This is a genomic window from Mycolicibacterium brisbanense, from assembly GCF_001570425.1.
Taxonomy (GTDB): Bacteria; Actinomycetota; Actinomycetes; order Mycobacteriales; family Mycobacteriaceae; genus Mycobacterium; species Mycobacterium brisbanense.
Window position 1 is genome coordinate 38,254 of sequence record NZ_BCSX01000003.1, and the last position, 24,834, is coordinate 63,087.

Sequence of the window (24,834 nt, forward strand, 5' to 3'; positions counted from 1 at the left end):
GTGAAGCTCAGAGCTTGTTGAGGGCCAGAGCCAGCGCGGACTTCTTGTTCGCGGCCTGGTTTGCGTGGATGACGCCCTTGCTGGCGGCCTTGTCGAGCTTGCGGCTGGTCGACACCAGCAGCTCGGCGGCCTTTTCCTTCTCGCCTGCCTCGACGGCCTCACGGAAGCCGCGAACGGCGGTGCGCAGCGACGACTTCACCGACTGGTTGCGCAGCCGGCGACGCTCGTTGGTGAGGATGCGCTTTTCCTGCGACTTGATGTTGGCCACGTAGAAGTTCCTTCGTAATTCTCTAGCTGGGGTTACCTAAGTCTCTGCGGTACCCGCACAGCGGGCAGCGACTGTTCAGGGTACCAGCGCGGTACCCCAACCCCCAAAGCGGCGGCCGCCGGGCACTGACAGGGTGCCATCGTTTTACCACGTCAACCCGCGTTTGGCGGGCTGAAACGGGCTGCGTGGTTGGACGGCGAAAACGCGACAGGTGGTGCAGCATGTTGGGGATGAGCCTCCGCACAGCCCGGACCAGGGGAGCCGAGCCCGCTCCGACCGCGCGCGTCAGACACCAAGGCGTCTTCGACGGCTACAACCGGCTCGGGCGCTACGCCGCGGCGTTCGACGAGATGTTCGATGCCTCCGGCAACGTGCGTGGCCCGTACAAGGGCATCTATGCCGAGCTCGCTCCGTCAGATGCCTCCGAGCTGCAGGCCCGCTCGGAGGCCTTGGGCCGGGCGTTCATCGATCAGGGCATCACGTTCTCGCTGTCGGGTCAGGAGCGACACATCCCGATGGACCTCGTGCCGCGAGTGATCTCGGCGGCGGAGTGGTCGCGGCTCGAACGCGGTATCACCCAGCGCGTCAAGGCGCTGGAGATGTATCTCGACGATGTGTACGGCGAGCAGGAGATCCTGCGCGACGGGGTGATCCCGCGTCGGCTGGTCACGTCGTGTGAGCATTTCCACCGCGAGGCGGCGGGCATCGTCCCGCCCAACGGCGTCCGCATCCACGTCGCAGGCATCGATCTGATCCGCGACGACAAAGGCGACTTCCGGGTGCTGGAGGACAACCTGCGGTCGCCGTCGGGCGTGTCCTACGTGATGGAGAACCGGCGCACCATGGCGCGGGTCTTTCCGAAACTGTTCGCCACCAACCGCGTGCGTGCCGTCGGCGACTACGCGTCGCACCTGCTGCGGGCGCTGCGCAACGCCGCACCGACCAACGTCGCCGATCCCACCATCGCCGTGCTCACCCCGGGCGTGTACAACTCGGCGTACTTCGAGCATTCGCTGCTGGCTCGGCAGATGGGTGCCGAGCTGGTCGAGGGTCGCGACCTGTTCTGCCGCGACAACGTCGTCTACATGCGCACCACCGAAGGGGAGCGGCAGGTCGACGTGATCTACCGCCGGATCGATGACGAATACCTCGATCCCATGCAGTTCAAGCCCGACTCGATGCTCGGTGTCGCCGGCATCCTCAACGCCGCCCGCGCCGGCAACGTCGTCATCTCCAGTGCGGTCGGCAATGGGGTCGGCGACGACAAGCTCGTCTATACCTACGTACCGACGATCATCGAGTACTACCTCGGCGAAAAACCGGTCCTCGCCAACGTCGACAGCTACCGGTGCTGGCTCGACGACGAGCGTGAGGAGGTGCTCGACCGGGTGGCCGAGCTGGTCATCAAACCGGTAGAAGGTTCAGGCGGATACGGCATCGTGTTCGGTCCGGACGCCTCGGCCAAGGAGCTTGCGGCGATCACCAAGAAGATCCGCAGCAATCCCCGGGGCTGGATCGCGCAGCCGGTCATGCAGCTGTCCACGGTGCCCACCCAGGTCGGCAGCAAATTGGTGCCACGGCACGTGGACCTGCGGCCGTTCGCGGTCAACGATGGCAATGACGTCTGGGTGCTGCCGGGCGGGCTCACCCGGGTGGCGTTGCCCGAGGGCTCCCTGGTGGTCAACTCCAGCCAGGGTGGCGGGTCGAAGGACACCTGGGTGCTCGCGTCACGCACGTCGGCGGCCAACCGTGAACTCGCGGCCGCTGAGGTGGTGCGGTCACTGCCGAGAGCCGCGACCGATCCGAAAAGCGATGGCGCACCGGTGGGTTCGTCGTCCCAACAGCAGCAGTAGGGGTGAGGTGAATGCTGGCGCGAAATGCCGAATCGCTGTACTGGATCGGGCGGTACGTGGAGCGGGCCGACGATACCGCGCGGATCCTCGACGTCACGGTCCATCAGCTGCTGGAGGATTCCAGCGTCGACCCGGACCAGGCGTCGCGGACACTGCTGCGCGTCCTCGGCATCGAGCCGCCCGCTGAGCGACTCGACATGTGGTCGCTCACCGACATCGTGGCGTTCAGCCGAGACACCTACGGCGGGACCTCGATCGTCGGAGCCATTTCCGCGGCCCGGGAGAACGCCCGCGGCGCCCGTGAGGTCACCTCTACCGAAATCTGGGAATGCCTCAACACCACCTACAACGGATTGGCCGAGCGGGAGCGGGTAGCCCGGCGGCTGGGCCCGCATCAGTTTCTGTCCTATGTGGAGGGCCGCGCGGCGATGTTCGCCGGACTGGCTGACTCGACACTGAGCCGCGACGACGGCTACCGGTTCATGGTGCTGGGCCGCGCGATCGAACGCGTCGACATGATCGTGCGGCTGCTGCTCTCGCGGGTCGGGGACAGTGGATCGTCACCGGCGTGGGTCACGCTGCTGCGTTCGGCCGGCGCGCACGACACCTACCTGCGCACCTACCGAGGGGTGCTCGACGCCGGCCGAGTGATCGAATTCATGTTGTTGGACAGGCTGTTTCCGCGGTCGATCTTCCATTCGCTGCGGCTGGCCGAACACAGCCTCGACGAGTTGCAGAACAGTCCGCACAGCCGGGTGGGGGCGACCGCCGAGGCACAGCGGCTGCTGGGCCGGGCGCGCAGCGAGTTGGAGTTCCTGCAGCCCGGTGCGCTGCTGGAATCACTGGAGGTGCGGCTTGCGGGTTTGCAGAAAACCTGCCGAGATGTGGGAGAAGCGTTGGCGCTGCAGTATTTCCATGCCGCGCCGTGGGTGGGCTGGACCGACGCGGGCCGAGGCAACGCTCTGGTGATCGAAGAAGGGGAACTGTAGATGTGGCGCATGCGGGTGGTGCATTCGACCGGCTACGCGTACAAGTCACCGGTCACCGCGTCGTTCAACGAGGCGCGGCTGACCCCCCGGTCGGATTCGCGTCAGAACGTGATCCTCAACCGGGTGGAGACCGTGCCGGCCACGAGGTCCTACCGCTACGTGGACTACTGGGGCACCGCGGTGACGGCATTCGACCTGCACGCGCCGCACACCGAACTGGAGGTGACGTCGTCGTCGGTGGTCGAAACTGAAGTGGGCGAGCGGTCCGAGGAAAGCGTCAGCTGGGACGATCTTGCCTCCGAGGCGGTGCTCGACCGGTTCGACGAGGTGCTCAGCCCCACCCGGTACACGCCGACGAGCAAGCGGATCCAGCGGGTGGGGGAGCGGATCGCCAAGGAGTACGAACCGCGCGACGCGGTCGTCGTAGCCGCGCAATGGGTGCGCAGCGAACTCGACTATGTCCCCGGCACAACCGGTGTGCATTCATCGGGCCTCGATGCGCTGCGGGAGGGTAAGGGCGTCTGTCAGGACTTCGCACACCTGTCGTTGATCATGTTGCGCTCCATGGGGATTCCATCGCGGTACGTATCCGGCTATCTGCACCCCGACAGCAAGGCTGCGGTGGGGGACACCATCGACGGGCAGAGTCATGCCTGGATCCAGGCATGGACGGGCGGATGGTGGAACTACGACCCCACCAACGATGTCGAGATCAACGAGCGGTACGTGAGCGTCGGTGTGGGGCGCAACTATTCCGACGTCACACCGCTCAAGGGCATCTATTCCGGTGAGGGCTCCACAGACTTGGATGTGGTTGTCGAGATCACCCGGCTGGCTTGACCGAGCCCGCGCGGCCCAGGTTGCGGAAGCCCGGATGGACGTGCGGCGTCAGCTCATGGCGATCGGCGAGGGTCTGCAGCAGTTCGCGCAGCGTCTCTCGTTGTGCTGCATCGAGACCCGCAGTCATCTGCTCATCGTGGCGGCGCGCCAGCTCGCCGATGCGCCGAAGGATTTTCTTGCCTGCGGTGCTGAGGTACAGCGCATGTAATCTGCGGTCGTCGGGGTTGCGGCGCCGTTCGACGTAGCCGCGGTCCTCCAAATCGTCGACGTAGCTGACCACCCGGCTCGGCAACAGGCTGAGCTGGGTGCTCAGTGACTGCTGGCTGAGCCCGGGCTGCGCGCCGATGGCGCGCAGAATGCCTGCGTGCGGCGGGGTCAGTTCGACGGTCGCCATCTGCTCGGCGAACAGCGCTGCTGCTCGGTGGCCGAGTTGTGCCAGCAGGAACGCCGCGGTATCCGGCCCACCTTCCATGCAAGAAACCGTATCACCGTCAAATGGTTCACATATGGAAACATTCGGCGGGATGGTGGGTGGACATTCGGTAGGGCGCTGGGCAAGCATTCGGCGGGATAGCGGCCAAGCATTCAGCAGATCGCCGGGCGGGGATTGCCGTTCGTGCGTCACGGGCATATCGTTCAAATTATGAACGATTCATCGAGTGATCGAATTCGGCCCGCCCCGACCGCCCAGCTCGGTCGGTCTACCGGGCCCGCCCGGCCCGGCAGACAAGGCGGACCACCGCTGGCGCCGCTCGCCGCGGTCTCGCTGGGGTTGCTGCTGGCGGGGGTCATCGTCGGCGTCGTGATCGGCGGTGTCATGCCGTTGCCCTACGGCGCCGCCGCCGACATTCTTCGATACGTCCACGACCACCACGGGGCCGTGTTGGCTTGTGCGGTAGGCACATTCGCGGCATCGGTGCCACTGGCGATTTACGCCGCGACCGTGAGCACGCGGCTGCGTCAGCTCGGCGTCACGGCGCCCGGGGCGACCATCGCCCTGGCCGGTGGGATTCTCGCTGCGGGCTCCCTCGCCCTCTCCGGGCTGATCTGCTGGGCCATGTCCCGGCCTGAGGTGGTGGTCGATGACGGACTGGTTCGCGCGCTGTACTACCTGGTGTTCCTCACCGGTGGGGTGGGGCACATCGTGGCACTCGGCCTGCTGCTCGCAGGCATCGCGGTGCCGAGCCTGCTGCTCGGGTTGTTGCCGCGGACGCTGGCCTGGGTCGGTCTTGCGATCGCCGTGGTGGCAGAATTCGCGACGCTGGTCCTCATCTGGCCCGAAATGGCCGTGGTGTTGCCGATCGCCCGGCTCACCGGATTCGTCTGGTTGATCGTCGCCGGTGCGCTCCTGCCGAAGCGGAGAACCGATCGGCGGCACGCATGAAGCTCAGCGTCAGCGTCACGAACTACTCGTGGCCGGAACCGATCCACGACCGGCTGATGGCGCTGGCCGCACGCCTTGATGGCACCGCGGTCGACACCCTGTGGGTGGCCGACCATCTGCTGCAGGCCGATCCGTCGTGCCGGACCGACGAGCCGATGCTGGAGGCCTACACCGTGCTCGGCTACCTCGCGGCCGCGACGCGCCGCGTTCGGCTGGGCACCATGGTGACGGCGGCGACCTTCCGTGCGCCCGCCTTGCTCGTCAAAGCGGTGACGACGCTCGATGTGCTCTCCAACGGTCGGGCCTGGCTTGGTCTCGGCGCGGGCTACAACACTGCAGAAGCCACGGCGATGGGACTGCACCTGCCGGACACCGCAGAACGGTTCGCGCGGATGACCGAAGTGCTGCAGTTGGCCGACCGCATGTGGCGTGGCGATCAGACGGCCTTTGACGGTGAGTACCTGACGGCACAGCAGCCGATCGGCAGTCCTCGAGCGGTGACCGTGCCGCATCCTCCGGTGTTGATCGGCGGCACGGGCGAGCGCCGCACGCTACGCCTTGTCGCGCAGTACGCAGACGCGTGCAACCTGTTCGACATTCCGGACGGCGGGCGCGCCATCCGTCGCCAACTCGGAGTGTTGGACCGGCATTGCGCCGACGTCGGGCGGCCTGCCGATGCGGTCCAGCGCACGGTGACCACCGCTGTAGCACCTGGCGAGTCGGTTGCCCAGTTGGTTCAGCGCTGCCTGGCCCTCGGGGAACTGGGCCTCGATCACGTCGTGCTCATCAGTCGCGGACGTCCCTGGGCCCCTGACGATCTCGATGTCGTCGCCGGCGCGGCCGATCAGCTGCGTGAGATGGCGCAGACTCCCGGATGAACCTCGACGCGGTGCAGGTCGTTGCCCAGCTCGATCTGCCGGTCGAATTCCGTTGCGGCCCTGGCGCGCCACTCGTCTTCCTGACCCGCAGCGATCGCCGGCACGTAGTGCGTGAGGATGAGGATCCCGACCCCGGCGCGCGCGGCGGTGGCCGCGGCTTCCTCGACCGATGAGTGATAGTCGCAGATGTCGCGGATGCGCTGCATGGGCAGTTGCTCCACCAGATCCTTGCGGATCGCGGTGTGCACCAGGGCGCCCGCGCCCGCGGCGAGGGCATCGAGGCCGGCGCACGGCACCGTGTCACCGGCGACCACGACGGACGCGCCATGGTGCTCGATACGAAACCCGATGGTCGGTTCCACGGGCCGGTGATCGGTGGGGCCCACCAGCGTTCGCACGCCGTCGTGATCCCACACCAGACCCTCGGTGTATTCGTGCACCTCGACCGGCGGCGGTGCGGTGAGATCGGCGTGATGGGCGATCCGATACCCGATGTCGGGCCCGAAGGCCTCGAGCGTGGCCTCTACCACCCGTTTCGTCCCCGGCGGCCCGATGATCTGCAGCGGAATCTGCTCGGTGAAGGTGGTCACCCACCGGGTGATGATGACGTCGCCCAGGTCGGCGATGTGATCGCTGTGCAGGTGGGTGAGCAGCAGCGCACTGAGTGTGTTGGCGCCGGAACCCACTGCGGCCAACCGTTGTTGCACGCCGCGGCCACAGTCGACGAGGAACGTCTGGCCGCCGGCACGGATCAGGGTGGCCGGCCCGGCGCGGTCCGGGTCGGGGATGGGGCTGCCGGTGCCGAGCAGAGTGACCTCGATCATGCGCCCAGATATACCCGGTGACGCGCCTTGGGTGAGCCCCTTTCGCCCGGACCGTTGCCGACCTAGCCTGGTGTGAGGTGGATCACGATCGGAGGCGGGCGATGCGGATCGCGGACGTGCTGAGCAACAAGGGCGCCGCCGTGGCGACGATATCCCCGGAAGCCACAGTGTCTCAGCTGCTGGCCGGGCTGCACGAAATGAACATCGGCGCGATGGTGGTGGTCGGTTCCGAAGGACTGGCAGGCATCGTGTCCGAACGCGACGTGGTGCGCAAACTCCATGAACGCGGCAGCAGCCTGTTGGCGCAGCCGGTCTCGGAGATCATGACGACGGTGCTGGCCACGTGTACCCCGCGCGACACGGTCGACCATCTCAGCGTGCTGATGACCGAGAACCGCGTGCGGCACGTGCCGGTGCTCGACGGTGGCCGGCTCGCCGGCATCGTCAGCATCGGTGACGTCGTCAAGACGCGGATGGAGGAGCTCGAAGCCGAGCAACAGCAGCTGCAGGCCTACATCACGCAGGAGCGCTGACGCGCTCGCCGACACCGTTCAGAAGATCGTTGTCGGCGAAGGCGCCTCGGTAGGCGGCGGCCGGATGGCGCTCGGGGAGCCGGTCGCCGCGACCCAACAGCTTGTGGCGCAGCGTGCCCGACTTGTCGGTGGCGATCAGCCCCCGCTCGCGCAGTGTCGGGAACAGCCGGTCGGCCACCTCCTGAAATGACTGGGGCACCGTCGCGTGATAGACGTTGATGCCGTCGACACCGGCCTCGCGCCATTCCTCGAGGCGGTCGGCGATCTCGTCGGCGGTGCCGACGACGCGGTTGGCTCCTTCCAGCACCCAAGCCATGTCCCGGATCGTCGGCTCGGCATTGCCCGACGCTTCGGCCGCCCACCGCGTGAAGCTCTTGATCCCGGTGAACTCACCGAGCTGACTGATCGGCGTGTCCAGCGGCAGGCTGCCCGCGTCGATTCCGGCATCGCCCAACGCGTGCAGGGCAATTCCTTCCAAGTCCAGGAAACGCTTGAGTTCGTCATTGCGTCGGACCGCGTCAGCGTGGGTGTCGCCGATCACGAACGACAGGCCCTGGGCGAATGTGATGTCGTGCGGCTCGCGACCGTTTTCGACTGCCAGAGCGCGAGTTTCGGTGGTCAGCTGGTGCGCCGATTCGGGATTCGGGCTGCTGATGTACACGCCCTCGGCGTTTCGGGCCGAGAACAACTGTCCGGCCGGTGACGAACCTGCCTGGAACAGAACCGGTGTGCGCTGCGGCGACGGCGACGAGAAGTGCGGACCCTCCACCCGGTACCGCTTGCCGACGTGGTTGATCTTGTGGATCTTGGCCGGGTCGGAGTGCATACTACGGTCCTTGTCCTGCACGAGCGCGTCCTCGTCCCAGGATCCTTCCCACAACTTGTACGTCACGTCGACGTATTCGTACGCCCACTCGTAGCGCTCGTCGTGGGCGAGGGTGCCCTCGTGGCCGAAGCTGCGAAACATGTTCTCGTTGAAGCTCGTCACGATGTTCCAGCCGAGCCGGCCGTCGGTGTAGTGGTCCAACGACGACATCCGCCGGGCGAAGTCGAACGGGTGGGACTGCACGATCGAGCTGGTGAACACGATGCCCAGGTGATCGGTCGCGGCGGCCAGCGCCGAGGCGAGCACCGACGGATCGTTGACCGGGATCTGGATACCGCCCTCGACGGATTTGCGCCAGTTGCCGTTCCACGGTGCCCGCAGCCCGAAGACATCGGCGAAGAAGAGCAGATCGTAGCCGGCCCGATCCACCGCGGTGGCCAGTGACGTCCAGTGCCGAAGCGAGTTGAACTTATGGTTCTGCGCCTCCGGGGCACGCCAAAGACCGTGCAGCACATGGGATGCGGTGTTCATCACGAAGGCCGAGAAGTACAGGGGTTTGCTCACGAGATCGGCCCCAAGGTGTCACGGATCAGGGTGTTGTCGGTGGTCTTGAGGAATTCGGCGACCTTGGGATCCTTGAACGTCTGGATGAGTTTCTGGACGTTGGGATCGTTGAGATGCTTGTTGCTCACCACCAATCCGCCTTCGCTGCCTTTCGGAGCCGGATGCCGGGCCAAGATCTGGTTCTCGGTCAGACCCGCGGCATACACGTCGGAGATGTGGACTACGATGGCGTCGACGTCGGCGAGGCTGCGTGCCAGCTGGCCGATCGGAACCTGAACGAACTGGTAGTTCTTGGGATTGGCCGCGATGTCGCCGAGCTGCGGAAGTCCCGCGAGCGTCTCCTTGCCGGGTTTGAGGGTGATCTGCCCGGCCTCGGCCAGGTCGAGCAGGGCGATCGCCTGGCCGGCCGGATCGTCGCGCAGCGCGATCTTGGCGCCCGTCGGCAGCTGCGCCCAGCTTCGGTACTTGTTCGAGTACGTCGCCTGGTCCCAGGTGAATGTCGGGGCGGCCAGGGTGAGTTGGAATCCGTTGGCTGCGATGGCGTCGTTGAGGAATGGCTGATGCTCGAAGAAGTTGCCGGCCACCGTGCCAGCGTCGACGGCACGGTTGATCTCGATGAGATTGTCGATCCGCACCGGTTTGATGGTGATCCCGTGGTCGGGTGCGACATTCTGGGCGATGTAGGCCAGCAGGTTCTCGGCGGCGATGTCGGTGCTCCACGTCGCGACGTCGAGCGTGGTGCCGAACGGCTTGTCCTGGTTGGTGCTGTTGGCGAAGAAGATGCCGCCCACGACGACGATCACGACGCCGACGGCGGCCGCGATCCACGGCCAGCGCTGCTTTTTCTTGATCTCGATGTCGATATCGCCGACGGTGTGCGACGCGGTCTGCTGCTCGGTCACGGATGTTCCTTCGTGTTGCGGTTTTTCAGCGTGTGAGTGCTTTGACGACGCGGTCGCCGACGAACTGGACGACTTGGATCGTGACGATCAGCGTGACCGCGGTCGCGATCATGATGTTGTCGTCGAACCTGTTGTAGCCGTAGGTGATTGCCAGATTGCCCACACCGCCGGCGCCGATCGATCCGGCGATGGCCGAGTACTCGATCATCGCGATGACGTTGACCGTCAAGGCCCCGGCCAGGGCGGGCAGGGCTTCGGACAGCTGCACGGTCCGGATGACCTGAAGCGTGGTACCGCCCGAGGCCTGGCCCATGTCGGTGACGTCGGACCGCACCTCACGCAAGGCGTTCTGGACGAGCCGGGCGAAGAACGGTACGCCCGCCGTGGTCATCGGCACGATCGCGGCCGGGATACCGATCGTGGTGCCGACGATGAACCGGGTCACCGGGATGATCGCTGCCATCAGGATCAAAAACGGCAGGGACCGCCCCACATTCACGATCGTGTTGAGCGTGGTGAACAGCCGCGGGTTCGGATAGAGCCCCAGCGGCGAGGTGTTGTGCAGCGTGACACCGAGCGGGGTGCCGACGATGACGACAAGAACCATCGTGATGCCGACCATCAGCCAGGTCTCCCCGTATGCGGGCAGGAGGAGATCGGGCACGTGGGCCCATGGCGTGCTGAAGTCCTCCTGGGCCACGACGGTGACGGACGACGTCACGCCGCCTCCCGAGTGGAGTTGATCTGGCCTGCCCGGACGTGCAGCCCGCGGTCTCTCAGATAGTCGGCGAAACCTGTTGGGGCCGACGGTGAGATCGCCAGCACCGCCCGCCCTACCGCGACGCCACGGATGGCTTCGACACTGGCGGACAGCACGTCGACCCGCAGGCCCGAGATACCGGGAACGCTGTGCACGGCGGTCAGCCAGTCCAGTGGGACCTGACGTGAGGCGTAGGAGACCTCCCAGACGTCGGCCGGACCGGTGGGCGTCACGGCGGGACGCTCGGGCAGCAACTCGCGGGCCAGGGCCGAGTCCGGATCCAGGATGACATCGGTGACCGAACCGTGTTCGACGATGCGGCCGCCGTCGATGCGGGCCACCGAGTCGGCGATTTCGCGCACCACTTCCATCTCGTGCGTGATGAGGATGACGGATAGACCGAACTCGTCACGAAGGTGACTGAGCAGGGCGAGGATTGACTTGGTGGTGGTCGGGTCGAGCCCCGCGGTGGCCTCGTCGGACAACAGCACCGACGGTCGCAGCGCCAGCGCACGGGCGATCCCGACCCGCTGCTTCTGGCCTCCGGAGAGCGCAGCGGGAAAGTACCCGCTGCGGTCGGCGAGCCCCACCCGCTCGAGCAACTCGCCGACCCGCCGGTCGACGGAATCGTCTGTGGCCCGCAGATACTGCAGGGGCAACGCGACATTCTGTGCGACCGTGCGACGCCGCAGCAGGGGAGCGGTCTGGAAGATGACGCCGATGTCACGGCGCGCCGCGATCAGTTCGGCCCCGTCGAGCCGCGCGAAGTCCTTGCCGTCGACCCGCACGGTGCCGCTGCTCGGGCGCTCGAGGAAGCTCACGCAGCGTGACAGCGTGCTTTTGCCCGCACCGCTGGGGCCGACGACCGCCAGGATCTCACCGCTGCCGACGGACAACGAGATGTCGTCGAGAACGGTACGGTCCCCGAAACGTTTGGTGAGGCTCTCGATCTCTATCACGGACGCTCTCTGGGTTGATGCGGACACGTCGGCGCAGCACTGCGCGGGGATGGCCGGACACCTGCCGACAGCCCGCAATGTACGCACCGCAGGGCGCGCGCCACAGGGTAGAAATCGAATTGATCGAAAGTGCCCGGATCAGGTTCGCTTACCGCGCAGTGGGATTCGCATAGATCCGGCGCGGTTCGCCGCTAACTCAGTGGGACACAGACCGATACGTCAGACGCCCGGCGCTCTCGCAGGCGTCGACTCGCAGCAGAGTTTGCTATGTGGCCGCTCGGCGGTCGAGGAGTCGGTCGACGCGCGTCATCCATCGGATCATCGCGGCATAGTCGGCCTCGGCTCGCGCCTTCTTGACCTCTTGATAGGCAGTGAAGATCTCGCTATCGAGCGTGGCAATCAAATTGATCATTTGCCTGTCCTTCCGATCACCGTGACCGCAAGGACGGCGCAAACTGCGGACGGATGTCCGCACTGACAGCGATCCCAGTCATGATGGACAGCTCCTCACCCATCCTCGCCAAACATCTTTGTATTCCCCGGATCACCGCTGCTTAATCCCGTATTTCGGAAAGTTGTGCCCGATGTGGGCTACCCGGGTCGCACGGAATCGGTTGTCCGGCATGGCTCGTCCGGCCAAGCGCGGTCGCGGCGCGTCACGCTCGTCAGTCGCCCGCCAACTTCTTCGATTCCAGCGTGGTGATCGATCGAAGCCGCCACCTGGCATCAGGCGTTTGCGCGAGTCGCAGCAGCGCTTCGTCCAAGGTGTCAACGACAGGCAGCCGGAGCCCGGTTGCGGTGGGCAACAGCAGCTTCACGGCATCACTTGCCACCAAAACCCAATCCCGCCCGGTCTGACGGCACTCCGTTGCGAAACGAAGGATTGCCCTGAAACCGGCGAAGTTGACGAAGCTCACCCGGGAGCAATCGAGTACCAACGGGCGGCCGACGTGGATGAATCCGATCAAGTAGCGGCTGACGTGACGGACACTGCGAGCGTCGATCTCACCGCCGACTTCGATGACCACGGCAGGCGGGCGCGGGTAGCTGCACAGCCGCACACCGAGCGCGGGTGAAGCAGTCGAGATGCGGACGAGCTTAGGACCGGTCATGGCAACCCCTTGGTGACAATACTGACCTAGAACTACCCGTTCCCCGCGCGTCTACTCCTACTTCTCATGTGGTGTCCCGGCTCATCGAATGTGCGATCGTGGGCAGGTGGCCAGCATTGATGTCCGCCCAGTGGACAAACCCGACGTCACGCTGCTCGCCGCCGTGTTGGCGCGGGCTTTCTACGAAGACCCGGTGATGAAGTGGATGTTGCCCGAGGACGCGCGTCGCAAGCGGGGACTGGTACCGATGTTCGCGACCATGACGCGGCACCACTTCCTGGCCGGCGGCGGCAGCGAGGTGGCCACCCGAGACGGACGGATCGGGGCCGCGGCGCTGTGGGATGCGCCGGGACAGTGGCGACACACGCGGCTGCAGCAGCTGTTGATGATGCCGACGTTTCTGCGGGCGTTCGGGCGGCGGGGCACGCGTGCTCAACAGATCGAAGCGCTGATGAAGGAGCACCATCCGCAGGAGCCGCATTGGTACCTCGCGGTGATCGGCAGTGACCCCACGGTCCGCGGCGGTGGCTTGGGTCATGTGTTGATGCGGTCGCGGCTGGACCGTGTCGATGCCGAGCACGCGCCGGCCTATCTGGAGTCCAGCAATCCGGACAACATTCCGTACTACCTGCGGTTCGGATTCGAGGTCACCGGCGAGATCCGGTTGCCGGATGGCGGCCCCTCGCTGACCCCGATGTGGCGGCAGCCACGGTAACGCTTGGGTGGCGGCAGCCACGGTAGCGCTGCGTCAGCTCCAGGAGTACTCGGCGCGCAGGCGCGCGGCGACCACCTCGAACCGGTCGCGGTCGAGGATCGCGCCTTCGCGGCGGATGCTCTCTTCGGGTACGTCGAGCACGCGGTCCAACCGGACCCAGCTGGCGCGGCCGTCGTAGTCCCAGCTGCCGGTGCCGATACCGACCCAGTGGGGCTCGTTGCGGTGGTGTTCCTGGCTCGACAGCATCAGGCCGAGCAGGGTCCGGTGATCGCGGCCCACGACCAGGACCGGCCGATCTTTGCCTCTGGTCGGGTCGTCTTCGTAGACCACCCAGGTCCAGACGATCTCGCCGGGATCGGCCCGGCCGTCGAGATCGGGTGCGTAGATCAGCCGGCGGGCCCGGTGCGCGGTCGGAACAGTGTGCTGCGAGACCGGACGGCCCGCGGTGATGGCCGGAGTGCGTTCGGCCTGGCTGCCGGCGAGTACCTCGAGGCCGAGTTTGATGCCCTGCTGGATTCCCTGTTGGACCGTGCGCGGCACGGTCTCGGGATTCTGCAGCTGGCGGATGAATTTCGGCGCCTCGTTGAACACGAGGTTTTCCGCAAAGCGCTGAAACGCCTTCCACTGCGACGCCATGGTGTCGAGCATAGGGCAGGATCGGCGGCCGCGATTGTGTCGCGGGGGTGGGTGCTCGATACCCTGGATGGGCACAGCACGTGCTCGACACCCACGCTCACCAGGAGATTCCCATCAGCAGTTTCGCCGACAAGACGTTCACTGCGCCGGCGCAGATTCGGAACTTCTGCATCATCGCCCACATCGACCACGGCAAGTCGACGTTGGCCGACCGGATGCTGCAGCTCACCGGCGTCGTCGATGACCGGTCGATGCGTGCGCAGTACCTCGACCGGATGGACATCGAGCGCGAACGCGGCATCACCATCAAGGCCCAGAACGTGCGGCTGCCCTGGCAGGTCAATGGTGAGGATCACGTCCTGCACCTGATCGACACACCTGGCCACGTCGATTTCACCTACGAGGTGTCCCGGGCGCTGGAGGCGTGTGAGGGCGCGGTGCTGCTGGTCGACGCCGCGCAGGGCATCGAGGCGCAGACACTGGCCAACCTGTACCTGGCGCTCGACCGCGACCTGACCATCATCCCGGTGCTCAACAAGATCGATCTGCCCGCCGCGGACCCCGAGCGCTACGCCGGTGAGCTTGCGCACATCATCGGTTGCGAGCCGTCCGATGTGCTGCGCGTGTCCGGCAAGACCGGGGAGGGCGTGGCGGAACTGCTCGACGAGGTGGTGCGGCAGGTGCCTGCTCCGACCGGTGACGCCGACGCGCCGACCCGCGCGATGATCTTCGACTCGGTCTACGACATCTACCGCGGCGTCGTCACGTATGTGCGCGTCGTCGACGGCAAGATCGTCCCGCGCGAGAAGATCGCCATGATGTCCACCGGGGCCACCCACGAACTGCTCGAGGTCGGCATCGTCTCACCCGAACCCAAGGCCAGCGCGGGCCTCGGGGTGGGCGAGGTGGGGTACCTCATCACGGGTGTGAAGGACGTCCGGCAGTCCAAGGTCGGCGACACCGTGACCACGGCCCGCGGCGGCGCCAAGGAGGCACTGACCGGCTACCGAGAACCGAAGCCGATGGTGTACTCGGGCCTGTACCCGGTGGACGGTTCGGACTATCCGGATCTGCGCGACGCCCTGGACAAGCTGCAGCTCAACGACGCGGCGCTGACCTATGAGCCCGAGACCTCGGTGGCGCTCGGCTTCGGGTTCCGCTGCGGTTTCCTGGGACTGCTGCACATGGAGATCACCCGCGAGCGCCTGGAGCGCGAATTCGATCTCGACCTGATCTCCACCTCGCCCAACGTCGTCTACCGCGTCATCAAGGACGACGGGTCGGAGATCGTGGTGACCAACCCGTCGGACTGGCCCGAGGGCAAGGTCCGCGAGGTCTACGAGCCGGTGGTCAAGACGACGGTGATCGCACCGAGCGAGTTCATCGGCACCATCATGGAGCTGTGCCAGTCCCGCCGCGGTGAACTCGGCGGTATGGACTACCTCTCGCCTGAACGCGTCGAGCTGCGCTACACCATGCCGCTCGGCGAGATCATCTTCGACTTCTTCGATTCGCTGAAGTCGCGCACCCGTGGCTACGCCAGTCTCGACTACGAGGAGGCCGGCGAGCAGCAGGCCGATCTGGTGAAGGTCGACATCCTGCTGCAGGGCGAGGCGGTCGACGCGTTCAGCGCCATCGTGCACAAGGATTCGGCGGCGGCCTACGGCAACAAGATGACCACCAAGCTCAAGGAGCTCATCCCACGCCAGCAGTTCGAGGTTCCGGTGCAGGCCGCGATCGGTTCGAGAATCATTGCCCGCGAGAACATCCGGGCCATCCGCAAGGACGTGCTCTCCAAGTGCTACGGCGGTGACATCACCCGTAAGCGCAAACTGCTCGAAAAGCAGAAAGAGGGCAAGAAGCGCATGAAGACCATTGGGCGCGTTGAGGTTCCGCAGGAAGCCTTCGTTGCTGCGCTCTCGACGGACGCGGCGGGGGACAAGGCGAAGAAGTAGCCCCTTCCACCGCGCCCGTCGAACGTAGCGCTCAGCGCGGGTAGCCGCCGGCTCCCGTGCGTTGCACCACCAGCCGCGTCAGCAGGTAGTGCGCCAGCCCGGCGACCGCGAAGGCGGGCAGTGAGGCCGTCGTGTAGCGGAACACGCCGGTCGGTTCGTAGGTCACCGGGTTGAGCAGAAGTGCGTAGGTGACCGCGCCCGCGGCGACGGCGGCGAATGCCGCGATGTTGAAGCCGTTCCAGTAGCTGTAGGCGGATTCGCCGACGGGCCGGAACAGGTCGCGGACGTTGAGACGGCGACGCCGCAGGACGAAGTAGTCGACCACCTGGACCGCGCACAGCGGCGCCAGCACGATCGCGCCCCAGGACACGAACCGCCCGTAGTTGTCGTATACGGCAGACGGGAAGAACACGAGAACGGCGGCCGGGCCGAGGATCACCGCGAGCATGAGAGGCCATGCCGCCTTGCGGAAGAACGCTCCGCCGCCGCCCTTGAGCGCGACCATCGACGCGTAGCCCTGTGACAGGATCGCGGTGATGTTGGCCAGGCAGATGATGACGAGTGCCACCACGCCGAGGCCGGCGCCTGCGAGCGGGATCATCCACTGGGTCGGATCCTCGATCTGCAGCGACAGGGCTGCCAGCACGCCGACCACCGCGGCGCACACCGAGGCGCCGAAGACGCCGATCCAGTTGGGCCAGAAGGCCGCTCGGGAGCTGCGGGTCAGCCGGGCGAGGTTGCCAAGGTTGGGCCACCAGGCGAAGCCGCCGGCCAGGTTCAGCTCCACGGCCAGCATGAAGCTCAGGTGCGGGTCGTCGCTGGCCCCGCCGAGCGGAACCAGTGCGGTGATGTCCGACCAGGTGTGGCCGGAGAACACGATCACGATGACGCCCACGATGATGAGCACCAGCAGCGGCGCGATGAAGCGGCATACCGCCTCGACCGATACGGGCCCGCGCGCCAGCACGATCCAGGACACCACGATCGCGACCAGGCCCAGCAGGCTGGCGGCCACGCCGGATTCGGAGAAGTGCGTTCCGGCAACCTGGTTGACGACGGTCACCAGGCCGTGGCCGAACATGATGGCCAGCACGGCCGACCAGGCCGCCGCGAGCACGGTGGATACCGAGACCATCACCACCCGGGCGCCGTTCTCGCCGAAGATGCTGCGCAGGCCGACGAACTGTTCGATGCCGTATTTGACCGACGGCATGCACGGGGCCAGCGCGACGAGCAGGACGCTGATGCCGTAGCCGATGACGATCGACGCGATGGCCTGCGTGACACCCACGTAGTACGCAACGGCCGCGCCCTGAAGGAAGGCCCAGGTGGCCACCGCGAGTCCCACGTTGACCGCGGAGTGCTGCCAGAAGCCCCAGATCCGTTCGGCGGGACGCAGGGGAAGGTCGGTCAGCGTGGCATCCAGGCTGGTCTCGGCGCCGCTCTGGCGCAGTGCGTCGGTCATCAGTACGCCCACCACAGCAGTGCGACGGTGGCCAGGGCGAGGACGGCGATCGCGACCAGCAGGTCGGCCATCGGCAGGTCGGACACCTCCATCGTGGGGGCGTCGGGGGACTCAAGCATGCTCAGGCGGTCCTCGAGTTCTCGGTCGAATGTCGTGTCGTCCACCGGGCTCCATTTCTGATTGGCGGGCCAGTTTAAGAGAGTCTGTGGTGGCCCTCACAAGTTGTCAACCCGGTTGACGGAATCACATTCATTCTTGACTGGCGGGCCAATTAACAATAAGAATCGAACCCATGACAACAACCTCGCCGTCCGGGGACTCCGTGCACACCGTGGTGATCGGGGCCGGGTACGCCGGCCTCGCCGCAGCATTGTCGTTGGCGGACAACGGTATCGACGTGTTGGTGCTGGAGGCGTCGGATCGCGTCGGTGGCCGCGTGCACTCAGAGCGGCTCGACGACGGCGTGGTGGTCGACCACGGCGGGCAGTGGGTGGGGCCCACCCAGCACCGGCTGCTCGCCGCCGCCGACAGGTTCGGCTGCGCGACCTTCCCGACCTACGACACCGGTGATCACCTCGAACTGTGGGCCGACGGCAAATGCCGCCCCTTCCGAGGCGCCGGGCCGGCCGGTGGCCCCGGTGTCGAGCAGTACATCGAGGCGACCGAGGCCATCGACAAGCTCGCCATTACGGTCAACCTCGACGACCCGAGCGCCACCGAGCGGATCGCCGAGTGGGACAGCGAAACCGTCCAGTCGTACTTCGACCGCACCGTCGCCGACGCCGATGCGCGCCGGCGTCTCGCGCTCGCGGTGCAGGGCGTCTGGACCGTGGAGCCCAGGGACATCTCCCTGTTCCACTTGCTCTTCTATGTCGCGTCCGCCGGCGGCTTCGACCAGCTCATGGAGACCGCCGGATGCGCCCAGGAGCGGCGGTTCGTGGGCGGCGCGCAGTCGGTGGCACTGGCCATGGCCGAGCACCTCGGCGAGAAGATCCGGCTCAACACGCCGGTCACCTGCGTCGAGCACGGTGCCGACGGGGTGCGTGTCGACACTGACCGTGGCCCGGTGTACGCCTCGCACGTGGTGGTGGCCGCATCCCCGGGCGCGGCGGTCCGGATCCGGTTCACCCCGGCGCTGCCGCCGTCCCGCAATCGCTGGATGGAACGCAGCCCGATGGGCGAGGTCTCCAAGATCCACACGGTCTACGACCGCCCCTTCTGGCGCGAGCGCGGGCTGTCCGGGCAGGCCACGGTGTACGGCGACCACAACGTCGGCGTCGTCTTCGACAATTCGCCCGAGGGTGGCGAGGCCGGCGTGCTGGTGTCGTTCGCCTACGGCGACCGCCAGCGCCGCTGGGCGGCCTTGCCGGCGGCCGAGCGCCGCGCCGACATCCTCGCCACGCTCGGCGCCATTTTCGGCGATGAGGCGGCACACCCGGTGCGGTACACCGAGAAAAGCTGGCCCGAAGACCCCTGGGCGCACGGCGGGTATGCCGCCAACCCGGCACCCGGGGTCTGGGTCGAACACGGCGCCACCGGATGGCGGACCCCGTGCGGACGGATCCATTGGGCGGGTTCGGAAACGTCGAGTGTCTGGAACGGCTATATCGACGGCGCGATCGCCTCCGGTCAGCGCGCCGCTGACGAGATCATCGCTGCCGCAACCCCGTAATCCTCATCACCGTCACCACAGATAGGAACAAGTCACGTGGCGCAAACTTCTGTGCTCGGCCGCGCCGGCGCAGACCTCAGCGTGTTCAGCGACCCGCGCTCTGTCGCTGTCGTCGGTGCCTCCGAGGACCCCGCGAAGTGGGGCTACTGGCTGGCCTCCGGTGCCCTCACGGGTGCCCGGCGCCGCGCGGTGCACCTGGTCAACAGCCGTGCCCGGCAGGTGCTCGGCCAACCGTGCGCGGCCAGCCTGCTCGATCTGCCCGACACTCCCGATCTGGTTGCCCTGTGCGTACCGGCGGCCCACATCGACACCGTGGTCGACGAAGGACTGCAGCGCGGCGCACGGGGTTTTCTCGGGATCACCGCGGGCGTCGCCGACGAGCGGGCACTCGCGGCGCGGATCGCCGCCCACGGCGCCCGGTTGATCGGCACCAACAGCCTCGGCATCTACGACGCCAGCAGCGATCTACAGCTGATGTGGGGCAGCCTCACCCCGGGGCCGCTTGCCATCGTCTCGCAGAGCGGGCAGCTCGGTTCCGAACTCGCCGCGATGGGGCGGCGACACGGCCTGGGGGTGTCCCGGTTCGTGTCGATCGGCAACCAATCAGATGTCACCGCAGTCGAATTGCTCGCCGACTTGGCAGGGCACGACGCCACCCGGGTGGTCGTCGTCTACCTGGAGAGCTTCACCGACGGGGAGGCCCTCTTCGCCACCCTCGCGGCGTTGCGCACGACGGGCAAGCTGACGGTGCTGCTGACCGTGGGCTCCAGCGCCGCGAGTTCGCGGATGGCGCGTTCGCACACCGGCTCGCTGACGTCGTCGCTGGACCTGGTCGACGCGGCCTGCCGCGCCGCGGGTGTGGTGCGGGTCAACACGCCCGCAGAGGTCATCGACGTCGCGCGCACAGTGCTGGCCGCACCCGTGCCGAAGGGGCGGCGCATCGCCATCGTCGGCGACAGCGGTGGGCAGAGCGCGATCGCCGCGGACGTGGCCTCCGAGCGGGGGCTGACGGTCGCACCGTTCCCGGTCTCGCTCAGCGAATCCCTCGCCGGCGTGCTGCCCGCGGGCGCGGCGTGCTCCAACCCGGTCGACCTGGCCGGGGCGGGCGAGAAGGACATCGAAAGCTACGCAACGGTTGTCGAACAGGTGGTGGCGGCCGGTATCGACGCCGTGGTGATGACCGGGTACTTCGGGTGCTACGCGCAGGACATCCCGGCGATGACGGACGCCGAGATTGCGGTCGCGCAGCGGCTGGGTGCGCTCGTCGAAGCCACCGGCATCCCCGTGGTCGTGCACACCATGGGACCGGAATCACCCGCCGCACAAGCACTCTGGAGCTGTGGTGTGCCCGCGTTCGGCTCGATCGAGGCCGTGACGGGCGCGCTGGCCCACGCCGCCGCGCTGAGCTCGCGGCCGGTGGTCGACACCCCCTCGTGCGCGGGCCTCGACACCCCGGTGCTGCCCGGCTACTGGGCGGCGCGGGAACTGCTGGCGCAGAAGGGCGTTGCCTTCCCCGCCGGTGCGCTGGTCACCACCGGTGCCGAACTGGCGGAGCTGCACGCGTTGCGGGCCCCGTACGTGCTCAAGGCCGGATGGCTGGAGCACAAGAGCGAAGTCGGCGGGGTCCGAATCGGTCTCGGCGACACCACCGAACTGCGCGCGGCATTGGAGGACATGCACGGCCGGCTCGGTGACGGCGATTACGTCGTCGAAGAGCAGGACATGCGGCAAGGCGCCGTGGAAGTTCTCGTCAGTGCGCGGCGCGACCCGCAGCTCGGTGCCTTCGTGGTCGTCGGCGCGGGCGGCACGGAAACCGAAGTGCATCAGGACGTCCGCGTCGAACGCGCCCCGGTCTCACATGAGACGGCACGGCACATGCTCGACGACTTGCGGATGGCTCCGCTGCTGCGTGGCTGGCGCGGACGGCCCGCGGTCGACATCGACGGCCTGGCCGACCTGGTGGTGGCGGTCTCGGAGTTGATCGCCCAGCGCAGCGACATCGCCGAGATCGAGCTCAACCCGGTCCGGGCCACCCCGCAGGGAGCCGTTGCCGTCGACGCGTTGGTGATTCCCGTGGCTGGACAAGAACATTGCGAATCAACGGAATTGGGAGACGACACGTGACAACACCGGATACTTCGAGCGAATTCGCCGGGCGGGTCGCACTGGTGACCGGCGGCGGCAGCGGGATCGGTCAGGCCATCGCGGTGCGGTGGGCCGCGGCAGGCGGCACCGTCGCGGTGCTGGGGCGCCGCAAGGAAGCCCTCGAGGAGACTGTGCGCCTGGCCGAGACCCATGGGGTGAGCGCCGAGGCGGTCGTGTGCGACGTGCGTGATCACGTCGCCGTCGCGGACGCCGTCGACGACGTGGTGGCCCGGCACGGCCGCATCGATGCGTTGGTCAACAACGCGGCGGGCAACTTCGTCGTGCCGTCGGAGGACCTCTCGCCCAACGGCTGGAAAGCCGTCACCGACATCGTGCTCAACGGCACCTTCTACTGCACGCACGCGGCCGGGCGGCACATGCTGGCCCAGGGCGGCGGGAGCATCCTCAACGTCATCGCAAGCTATGCCTGGCACGGTCACCCCGGCACGGTGCACAGCGCTGCCGCCAAGGGCGGCGTGGTCGCGATGACCCGCACGCTGGCGGTGGAGTGGGGTGCGCGCAACGTCCGGGTGAACTGCATCGCCCCGGGCCCCACCGAAACCCAGGGCGCAGGTGCCGCGTTGTGGCCCACCGCGCAGGCCCGCGCCGACGTGCTGGCCAGCGTTCCCGCGGGCAGGTTCGCCAGCCCCGAGGAGATCGCCGAATCCGCGGCGTTCCTGCTCAGCGACCGCGCCGCGTTCGTCACCGGCGATGTGCTGGTCGCCGACGGCGCCCAATGGCTCGGCAAGGCCATCTACACCGACCCGCTGGCGCGTACCTGAAACCGCACGCCCCAACAACTTTCACGATCGAAGAGGAGACACGACATGCAGACCACCAACATCCCGGCCTGGCCGCTCAGCGATGAGCAGCGTCAGATCGTCGAGCTGTGCCGCGACTTCGCCGCCAAGGAGATCCGGCCCCGCGGGCGCGAGGTCGACGAGGCCGACACCGTTACGCCCGTCGACATCTTCCAGAAGGCGGCCGAGGTCGGCATCACCGATTTCATGATTCCCGAGGAGTTCGGCGGCGGAGGCTTCACCGATGTCTTCACGCAGTGCCTGGTGCAGGAGGAACTGTGCTGGGGCGATCCCGGTATCGGCAACCTCGTGTGCTCGAACGGGTTCTTCTCCGATCCGATCATGGTGCTGGGCACCGAGGATCAGAAGAAGCGCTGGCTGACCCCGCTGACCGGGCCGAAATCCCCGATGACCTCGCTGGCCACCACCGAACCGGAATCCGGCTCGGACGCCGCGTCGATCGTCACCACCGCGACCCGTGTCGAGGGCGGGTACCGCATCAACGGGCAGAAGGCGTGGATCTCCAACGCCGGCGCGGCCGAGTTCTACGTCATCTTCGCCAAGACCGACCCCAGCAAGCGGTCGGGCGGCGTCACGGCATTCCTGGTCCACCGGGACGCCCCCGGAATGACCTTCGGGGAGCCCATGAAGAAGATGGGGCAGCGCGCCATCGTGTGCCGCGAGATCTTCCTCGACGACGTGTTCGTCCCCGAGCAGGACCGGCTCGGCGAAGAGGGACAGGGCTTCTACGGTCTGATGGGAACGTTCGACATCTCGCGGGTGGTGCTCGGTGCGGCCGCTGTGGGTGCGGCGCGGGCTGCCTACGAGTACGCGCTGGACTACGCCAAGACGCGAAAGCAGTTCGGGGTGCCCATCATCGAACACCAGGCGGTGGCGTTCCGGCTCGCCGAGATGGCGACCCGCATCGAATCGGCCCGTCTGCTGGTGCTGCACGCGGCCCGGGTGATCGACAGCGGAGCACCGGCGCGCGGGCTGGCGGCGATGGCGAAGCTCACCGCCTCCGAGACGGCGATGTTCGTCACCCACGCGGCGGTCCAAACCCTTGGCGGCTGGGGGTATTCGCGTGAATATCCGGTCGAGCAGTGGATGCGCGACGTCAAACTGGAGGAGATCGAGGAGGGCACCTCGGACATCATGAAGCTGGTGATCTCCCGCAACCTCGACTGACCCGGCGGGGCATTGTTGATTGAACGTACAGTTATCGGACTTGTACGATCGGCCCAGCAATGCCGAGCTGATCCGGAGAGCCGATGCCACGTCCCAGCGTTGAGGCCGAGCGGCGGCCGCAGATTCTGTCTGCGGCATGCGAGGTGATCGCGCAGATCGGCATCCCGGCCCTGCGGCTCTCCGATGTGGCGAAGGTGGCCGGGGTCAGCTCCGGCACCGTCCACTACTACTTCGAGACCAAGCGCGACGTCATCACCGCGGCGTTCGAGTTCAACCTCGCCGATTCGCTGGCGCGTCGGCAGGAATTGCTGAGCTCGGACAAGGACAGTCTGGCCATCCTGCACGATCTCGTGCAGTCCTACCTGCCCACCGACGAACGATCGCGGCGAGCCTGGAAGGTGTGGTTGGCACTGTGGGCCGAAGGCAGCCGCGACCCGGTGCTGCAGGAGATCAACGACCGGCTCTACGGCCAGTGGCGCGACGTGGTGGCCGGGGTGATCCGGTCGGCGCAGCACCAGGAACTGGCCCGATCCGGCGATCCCGTCGTGCTGGCCAACATGCTCATCGGCATGCTCGACGGGCTGGCGGTGCAGGTGCTGCTCGGCTCGCAGAGCATGTCGCTGGACGCGATGCAGGAGACCTGCAAGGCGTTCATCGGCGACGTCATCGCCCGCTGATCCGTCCGAGCCGCCGAAAGTCTTTGAGTCCCTTGTGTAGGCTTTGCTGACCCCGCTGCCGTAGTAGGGTCGAGACGATAGCTGTCGGCGGGAGTAGGCGATGAGAACGGTTGGCGCGCTCGGGTTGCTGGTGTGCGCCGTCATGCTGACGGCGGGGTGTACCAAGGTCGTCGACGGCCGTGTGGCGGCCGCCAACGGCTTGGCTCCGCGCCCGCTGAGCGGTCAATCCGTCGAAAAGGCGCTGCCCGACATCGGGCAGGTGGAGAAGATCGTCGGTGAAACCCTTGCCGAGGACAACTATGTGCCGCCGATCTCGGGTGGTCTCGATGACCTGCCCAATGGTCTGGCCACCGAACAGGATGCGACCCCGCACGAATGTGTCACGGTGTCGAGTCCCATGCAGCGCAGCACCTACGAATCAGCTGACGTCACCGGCGCCGCCAGCACACAGTGGAAGGGCGACCAGTCCGACGGCGCGGTGCTCGCCGTCGACGTCGGTATCGTCGCCCTCGGCAGCGTGGCAGACGCCAACGCACTGTTCGCCGGGTTCGCCAAGCAGTGGAAGGACTGTCAGGGCCAGACGGTGACGCTCGTGCGGGAGTCGGTTCGCGGTGGCTACTACACCGACGCGATCACCGACGTGCGGGAGACCGGTTCGGTGATCGCCGCCACCGTCGAATTCGGCCACACCACAGACCAGTCGACCAGCCCGGTGGCCCGTGCCATCGGCGTGCGGGCCAACTGCCTGGTCGAGACCGAGATCGCGTTCTACAGCGACGCGGTGACATCGGGCAGGCCGTCCAATGTCGACACCGTCGCCATCGACGTCGCGCGCGCGATGATGGACCGCGTCGAGGAACTCACCTGACCGTTCCCCCGCGAGCAGACA

26 protein-coding genes are annotated in these 24,834 nt (G+C 66.9%); 14 read left to right on the forward strand and 12 right to left on the reverse strand.

The window, feature by feature from the left end:
• Positions 1-7: 7 nt before the first annotated feature.
• Positions 8-268, reverse strand: a complete 261-nt coding sequence (gene rpsT / locus RMCB_RS00860) for a 30S ribosomal protein S20 (protein WP_029367273.1) — start codon at positions 266-268, stop codon at positions 8-10.
• 230 nt (positions 269-498) lie between these two features.
• Between rpsT and RMCB_RS00865 the strand changes: the two genes are divergently transcribed.
• The 3 genes from RMCB_RS00865 to RMCB_RS00875 are packed head-to-tail and all read left to right on the forward strand — an operon-like array spanning position 499 to position 3,950.
• The gene (locus RMCB_RS00865; protein WP_062827242.1) at positions 499-2,121 is read left to right on the forward strand and encodes a circularly permuted type 2 ATP-grasp protein; all 1,623 of its coding nucleotides are present in this window, start codon (positions 499-501) and stop codon (positions 2,119-2,121) included.
• Positions 2,122-2,132: 11 nt separating this feature from the next.
• On the forward strand, positions 2,133-3,110 hold the full coding sequence (locus tag RMCB_RS00870; RefSeq protein WP_029367271.1) for an alpha-E domain-containing protein: 978 nt from the start codon (positions 2,133-2,135) through the stop codon (positions 3,108-3,110).
• Positions 3,111-3,950, forward strand: coding sequence for a transglutaminase family protein (locus RMCB_RS00875; protein ID WP_062827243.1), 840 nt, complete (start codon positions 3,111-3,113; stop codon positions 3,948-3,950).
• Here RMCB_RS00875 and RMCB_RS00880 read toward each other — a convergent pair.
• Positions 3,934-4,422, reverse strand: coding sequence for a MarR family winged helix-turn-helix transcriptional regulator (locus RMCB_RS00880; RefSeq protein ID WP_062827244.1), 489 nt, complete (start codon positions 4,420-4,422; stop codon positions 3,934-3,936). The genes RMCB_RS00875 and RMCB_RS00880 overlap by 17 nt on opposite strands.
• 171 nt (positions 4,423-4,593) lie before the next feature.
• Between RMCB_RS00880 and RMCB_RS00885 the strand changes: the two genes are divergently transcribed.
• A complete protein-coding gene (locus RMCB_RS00885; protein WP_234791948.1) occupies positions 4,594-5,334 on the forward strand; it encodes a hypothetical protein in 741 nt (246 codons plus the stop codon).
• Positions 5,331-6,212 carry a TIGR03560 family F420-dependent LLM class oxidoreductase gene (locus tag RMCB_RS00890; protein WP_062827245.1) on the forward strand — a complete coding sequence of 294 codons (882 nt, stop codon included), beginning with the start codon at positions 5,331-5,333 and terminating at the stop codon, positions 6,210-6,212. The genes RMCB_RS00885 and RMCB_RS00890 overlap by 4 nt, the downstream gene beginning before the upstream one ends.
• Here the strand turns inward: RMCB_RS00890 and RMCB_RS00895 are convergent.
• The gene (locus RMCB_RS00895; protein ID WP_062827246.1) at positions 6,179-7,036 is read right to left on the reverse strand and encodes a ribonuclease Z; all 858 of its coding nucleotides are present in this window, start codon (positions 7,034-7,036) and stop codon (positions 6,179-6,181) included. The genes RMCB_RS00890 and RMCB_RS00895 overlap by 34 nt on opposite strands.
• A gap of 101 nt (positions 7,037-7,137) precedes the next feature.
• Here RMCB_RS00895 and RMCB_RS00900 point away from each other — a divergent pair, with 101 nt between their 5' ends.
• Entirely contained in the window at positions 7,138-7,569 is a 432-nt protein-coding gene (locus tag RMCB_RS00900) for a CBS domain-containing protein (protein ID WP_062827247.1), read from the forward strand.
• On the opposite strand, the gene RMCB_RS00905 is transcribed toward RMCB_RS00900, so the two are convergent.
• The 6 genes from RMCB_RS00905 to RMCB_RS00925 all read right to left on the reverse strand — a co-directional run bounded on the left by RMCB_RS00905 (position 7,553) and on the right by RMCB_RS00925 (position 12,692).
• On the reverse strand, positions 7,553-8,926 hold the full coding sequence (locus tag RMCB_RS00905) for an NtaA/DmoA family FMN-dependent monooxygenase (protein ID WP_084388330.1): 1,374 nt from the start codon (positions 8,924-8,926) through the stop codon (positions 7,553-7,555). The genes RMCB_RS00900 and RMCB_RS00905 overlap by 17 nt on opposite strands.
• Before the next feature lie 29 nt (positions 8,927-8,955).
• The gene (locus RMCB_RS00910; protein ID WP_062827249.1) at positions 8,956-9,861 is read right to left on the reverse strand and encodes a MetQ/NlpA family ABC transporter substrate-binding protein; all 906 of its coding nucleotides are present in this window, start codon (positions 9,859-9,861) and stop codon (positions 8,956-8,958) included.
• Positions 9,862-9,886: 25 nt separating this feature from the next.
• The gene (locus RMCB_RS00915) at positions 9,887-10,582 is read right to left on the reverse strand and encodes a methionine ABC transporter permease (protein WP_029367262.1); all 696 of its coding nucleotides are present in this window, start codon (positions 10,580-10,582) and stop codon (positions 9,887-9,889) included.
• Positions 10,579-11,580 carry a methionine ABC transporter ATP-binding protein gene (locus RMCB_RS00920; protein WP_062827250.1) on the reverse strand — a complete coding sequence of 334 codons (1,002 nt, stop codon included), beginning with the start codon at positions 11,578-11,580 and terminating at the stop codon, positions 10,579-10,581. The genes RMCB_RS00915 and RMCB_RS00920 overlap by 4 nt, the downstream gene beginning before the upstream one ends.
• 265 nt (positions 11,581-11,845) lie before the next feature.
• Positions 11,846-11,992, reverse strand: coding sequence for a hypothetical protein (locus tag RMCB_RS35945; RefSeq protein ID WP_165606237.1), 147 nt, complete (start codon positions 11,990-11,992; stop codon positions 11,846-11,848).
• 253 nt (positions 11,993-12,245) lie between these two features.
• Positions 12,246-12,692, reverse strand: a complete 447-nt coding sequence (locus RMCB_RS00925) for an STAS domain-containing protein (protein WP_062827251.1) — start codon at positions 12,690-12,692, stop codon at positions 12,246-12,248.
• Between the two features lie 88 nt (positions 12,693-12,780).
• Between RMCB_RS00925 and RMCB_RS00930 the strand changes: the two genes are divergently transcribed.
• The gene (locus RMCB_RS00930; protein ID WP_062827252.1) at positions 12,781-13,407 is read left to right on the forward strand and encodes a GNAT family N-acetyltransferase; all 627 of its coding nucleotides are present in this window, start codon (positions 12,781-12,783) and stop codon (positions 13,405-13,407) included.
• A 33-nt stretch (positions 13,408-13,440) separates the two neighbouring features.
• On the opposite strand, the gene RMCB_RS00935 is transcribed toward RMCB_RS00930, so the two are convergent.
• The gene (locus RMCB_RS00935; RefSeq protein WP_029367256.1) at positions 13,441-14,055 is read right to left on the reverse strand and encodes a type II toxin-antitoxin system PemK/MazF family toxin; all 615 of its coding nucleotides are present in this window, start codon (positions 14,053-14,055) and stop codon (positions 13,441-13,443) included.
• A 35-nt stretch (positions 14,056-14,090) separates the two neighbouring features.
• On the opposite strand from RMCB_RS00935, the gene lepA reads away from it, so the two are divergent.
• Positions 14,091-15,998: a translation elongation factor 4 gene (gene lepA / locus RMCB_RS00940; protein ID WP_234791950.1), complete on the forward strand. Its 1,908-nt coding sequence runs from the start codon at positions 14,091-14,093 to the stop codon at positions 15,996-15,998.
• A 31-nt stretch (positions 15,999-16,029) separates the two neighbouring features.
• Here the strand turns inward: lepA and RMCB_RS00945 are convergent, their stop codons facing one another.
• Complete coding sequence (locus RMCB_RS00945) at positions 16,030-17,463, reverse strand: cytosine permease (RefSeq protein WP_062827253.1); 1,434 nt, start codon at positions 17,461-17,463, stop codon at positions 16,030-16,032.
• Positions 17,463-17,627, reverse strand: a complete 165-nt coding sequence (locus RMCB_RS35950; RefSeq protein ID WP_165606235.1) for a hypothetical protein — start codon at positions 17,625-17,627, stop codon at positions 17,463-17,465. The genes RMCB_RS00945 and RMCB_RS35950 overlap by 1 nt, the downstream gene beginning before the upstream one ends.
• A gap of 128 nt (positions 17,628-17,755) precedes the next feature.
• On the opposite strand from RMCB_RS35950, the gene RMCB_RS00950 reads away from it, so the two are divergent.
• The 6 genes from RMCB_RS00950 to RMCB_RS00975 all read left to right on the forward strand — a co-directional run bounded on the left by RMCB_RS00950 (position 17,756) and on the right by RMCB_RS00975 (position 24,813).
• Positions 17,756-19,135, forward strand: a complete 1,380-nt coding sequence (locus RMCB_RS00950) for a flavin monoamine oxidase family protein (protein ID WP_062827254.1) — start codon at positions 17,756-17,758, stop codon at positions 19,133-19,135.
• Between the two features lie 36 nt (positions 19,136-19,171).
• Positions 19,172-21,259, forward strand: coding sequence for an acetate--CoA ligase family protein (locus RMCB_RS00955; RefSeq protein WP_062827255.1), 2,088 nt, complete (start codon positions 19,172-19,174; stop codon positions 21,257-21,259).
• On the forward strand, positions 21,256-22,062 hold the full coding sequence (locus RMCB_RS00960; RefSeq protein WP_062827256.1) for an SDR family oxidoreductase: 807 nt from the start codon (positions 21,256-21,258) through the stop codon (positions 22,060-22,062). Before RMCB_RS00955 ends, RMCB_RS00960 begins: the two co-directional genes overlap by 4 nt.
• A gap of 45 nt (positions 22,063-22,107) precedes the next feature.
• Positions 22,108-23,268, forward strand: a complete 1,161-nt coding sequence (locus RMCB_RS00965) for an acyl-CoA dehydrogenase family protein (protein ID WP_029367249.1) — start codon at positions 22,108-22,110, stop codon at positions 23,266-23,268.
• A gap of 83 nt (positions 23,269-23,351) precedes the next feature.
• On the forward strand, positions 23,352-23,945 hold the full coding sequence (locus RMCB_RS00970; RefSeq protein WP_029367248.1) for a TetR/AcrR family transcriptional regulator: 594 nt from the start codon (positions 23,352-23,354) through the stop codon (positions 23,943-23,945).
• Between the two features lie 100 nt (positions 23,946-24,045).
• A complete protein-coding gene (locus RMCB_RS00975; protein WP_062827257.1) occupies positions 24,046-24,813 on the forward strand; it encodes a sensor domain-containing protein in 768 nt (255 codons plus the stop codon).
• Positions 24,814-24,834 lie beyond the last annotated feature (21 nt).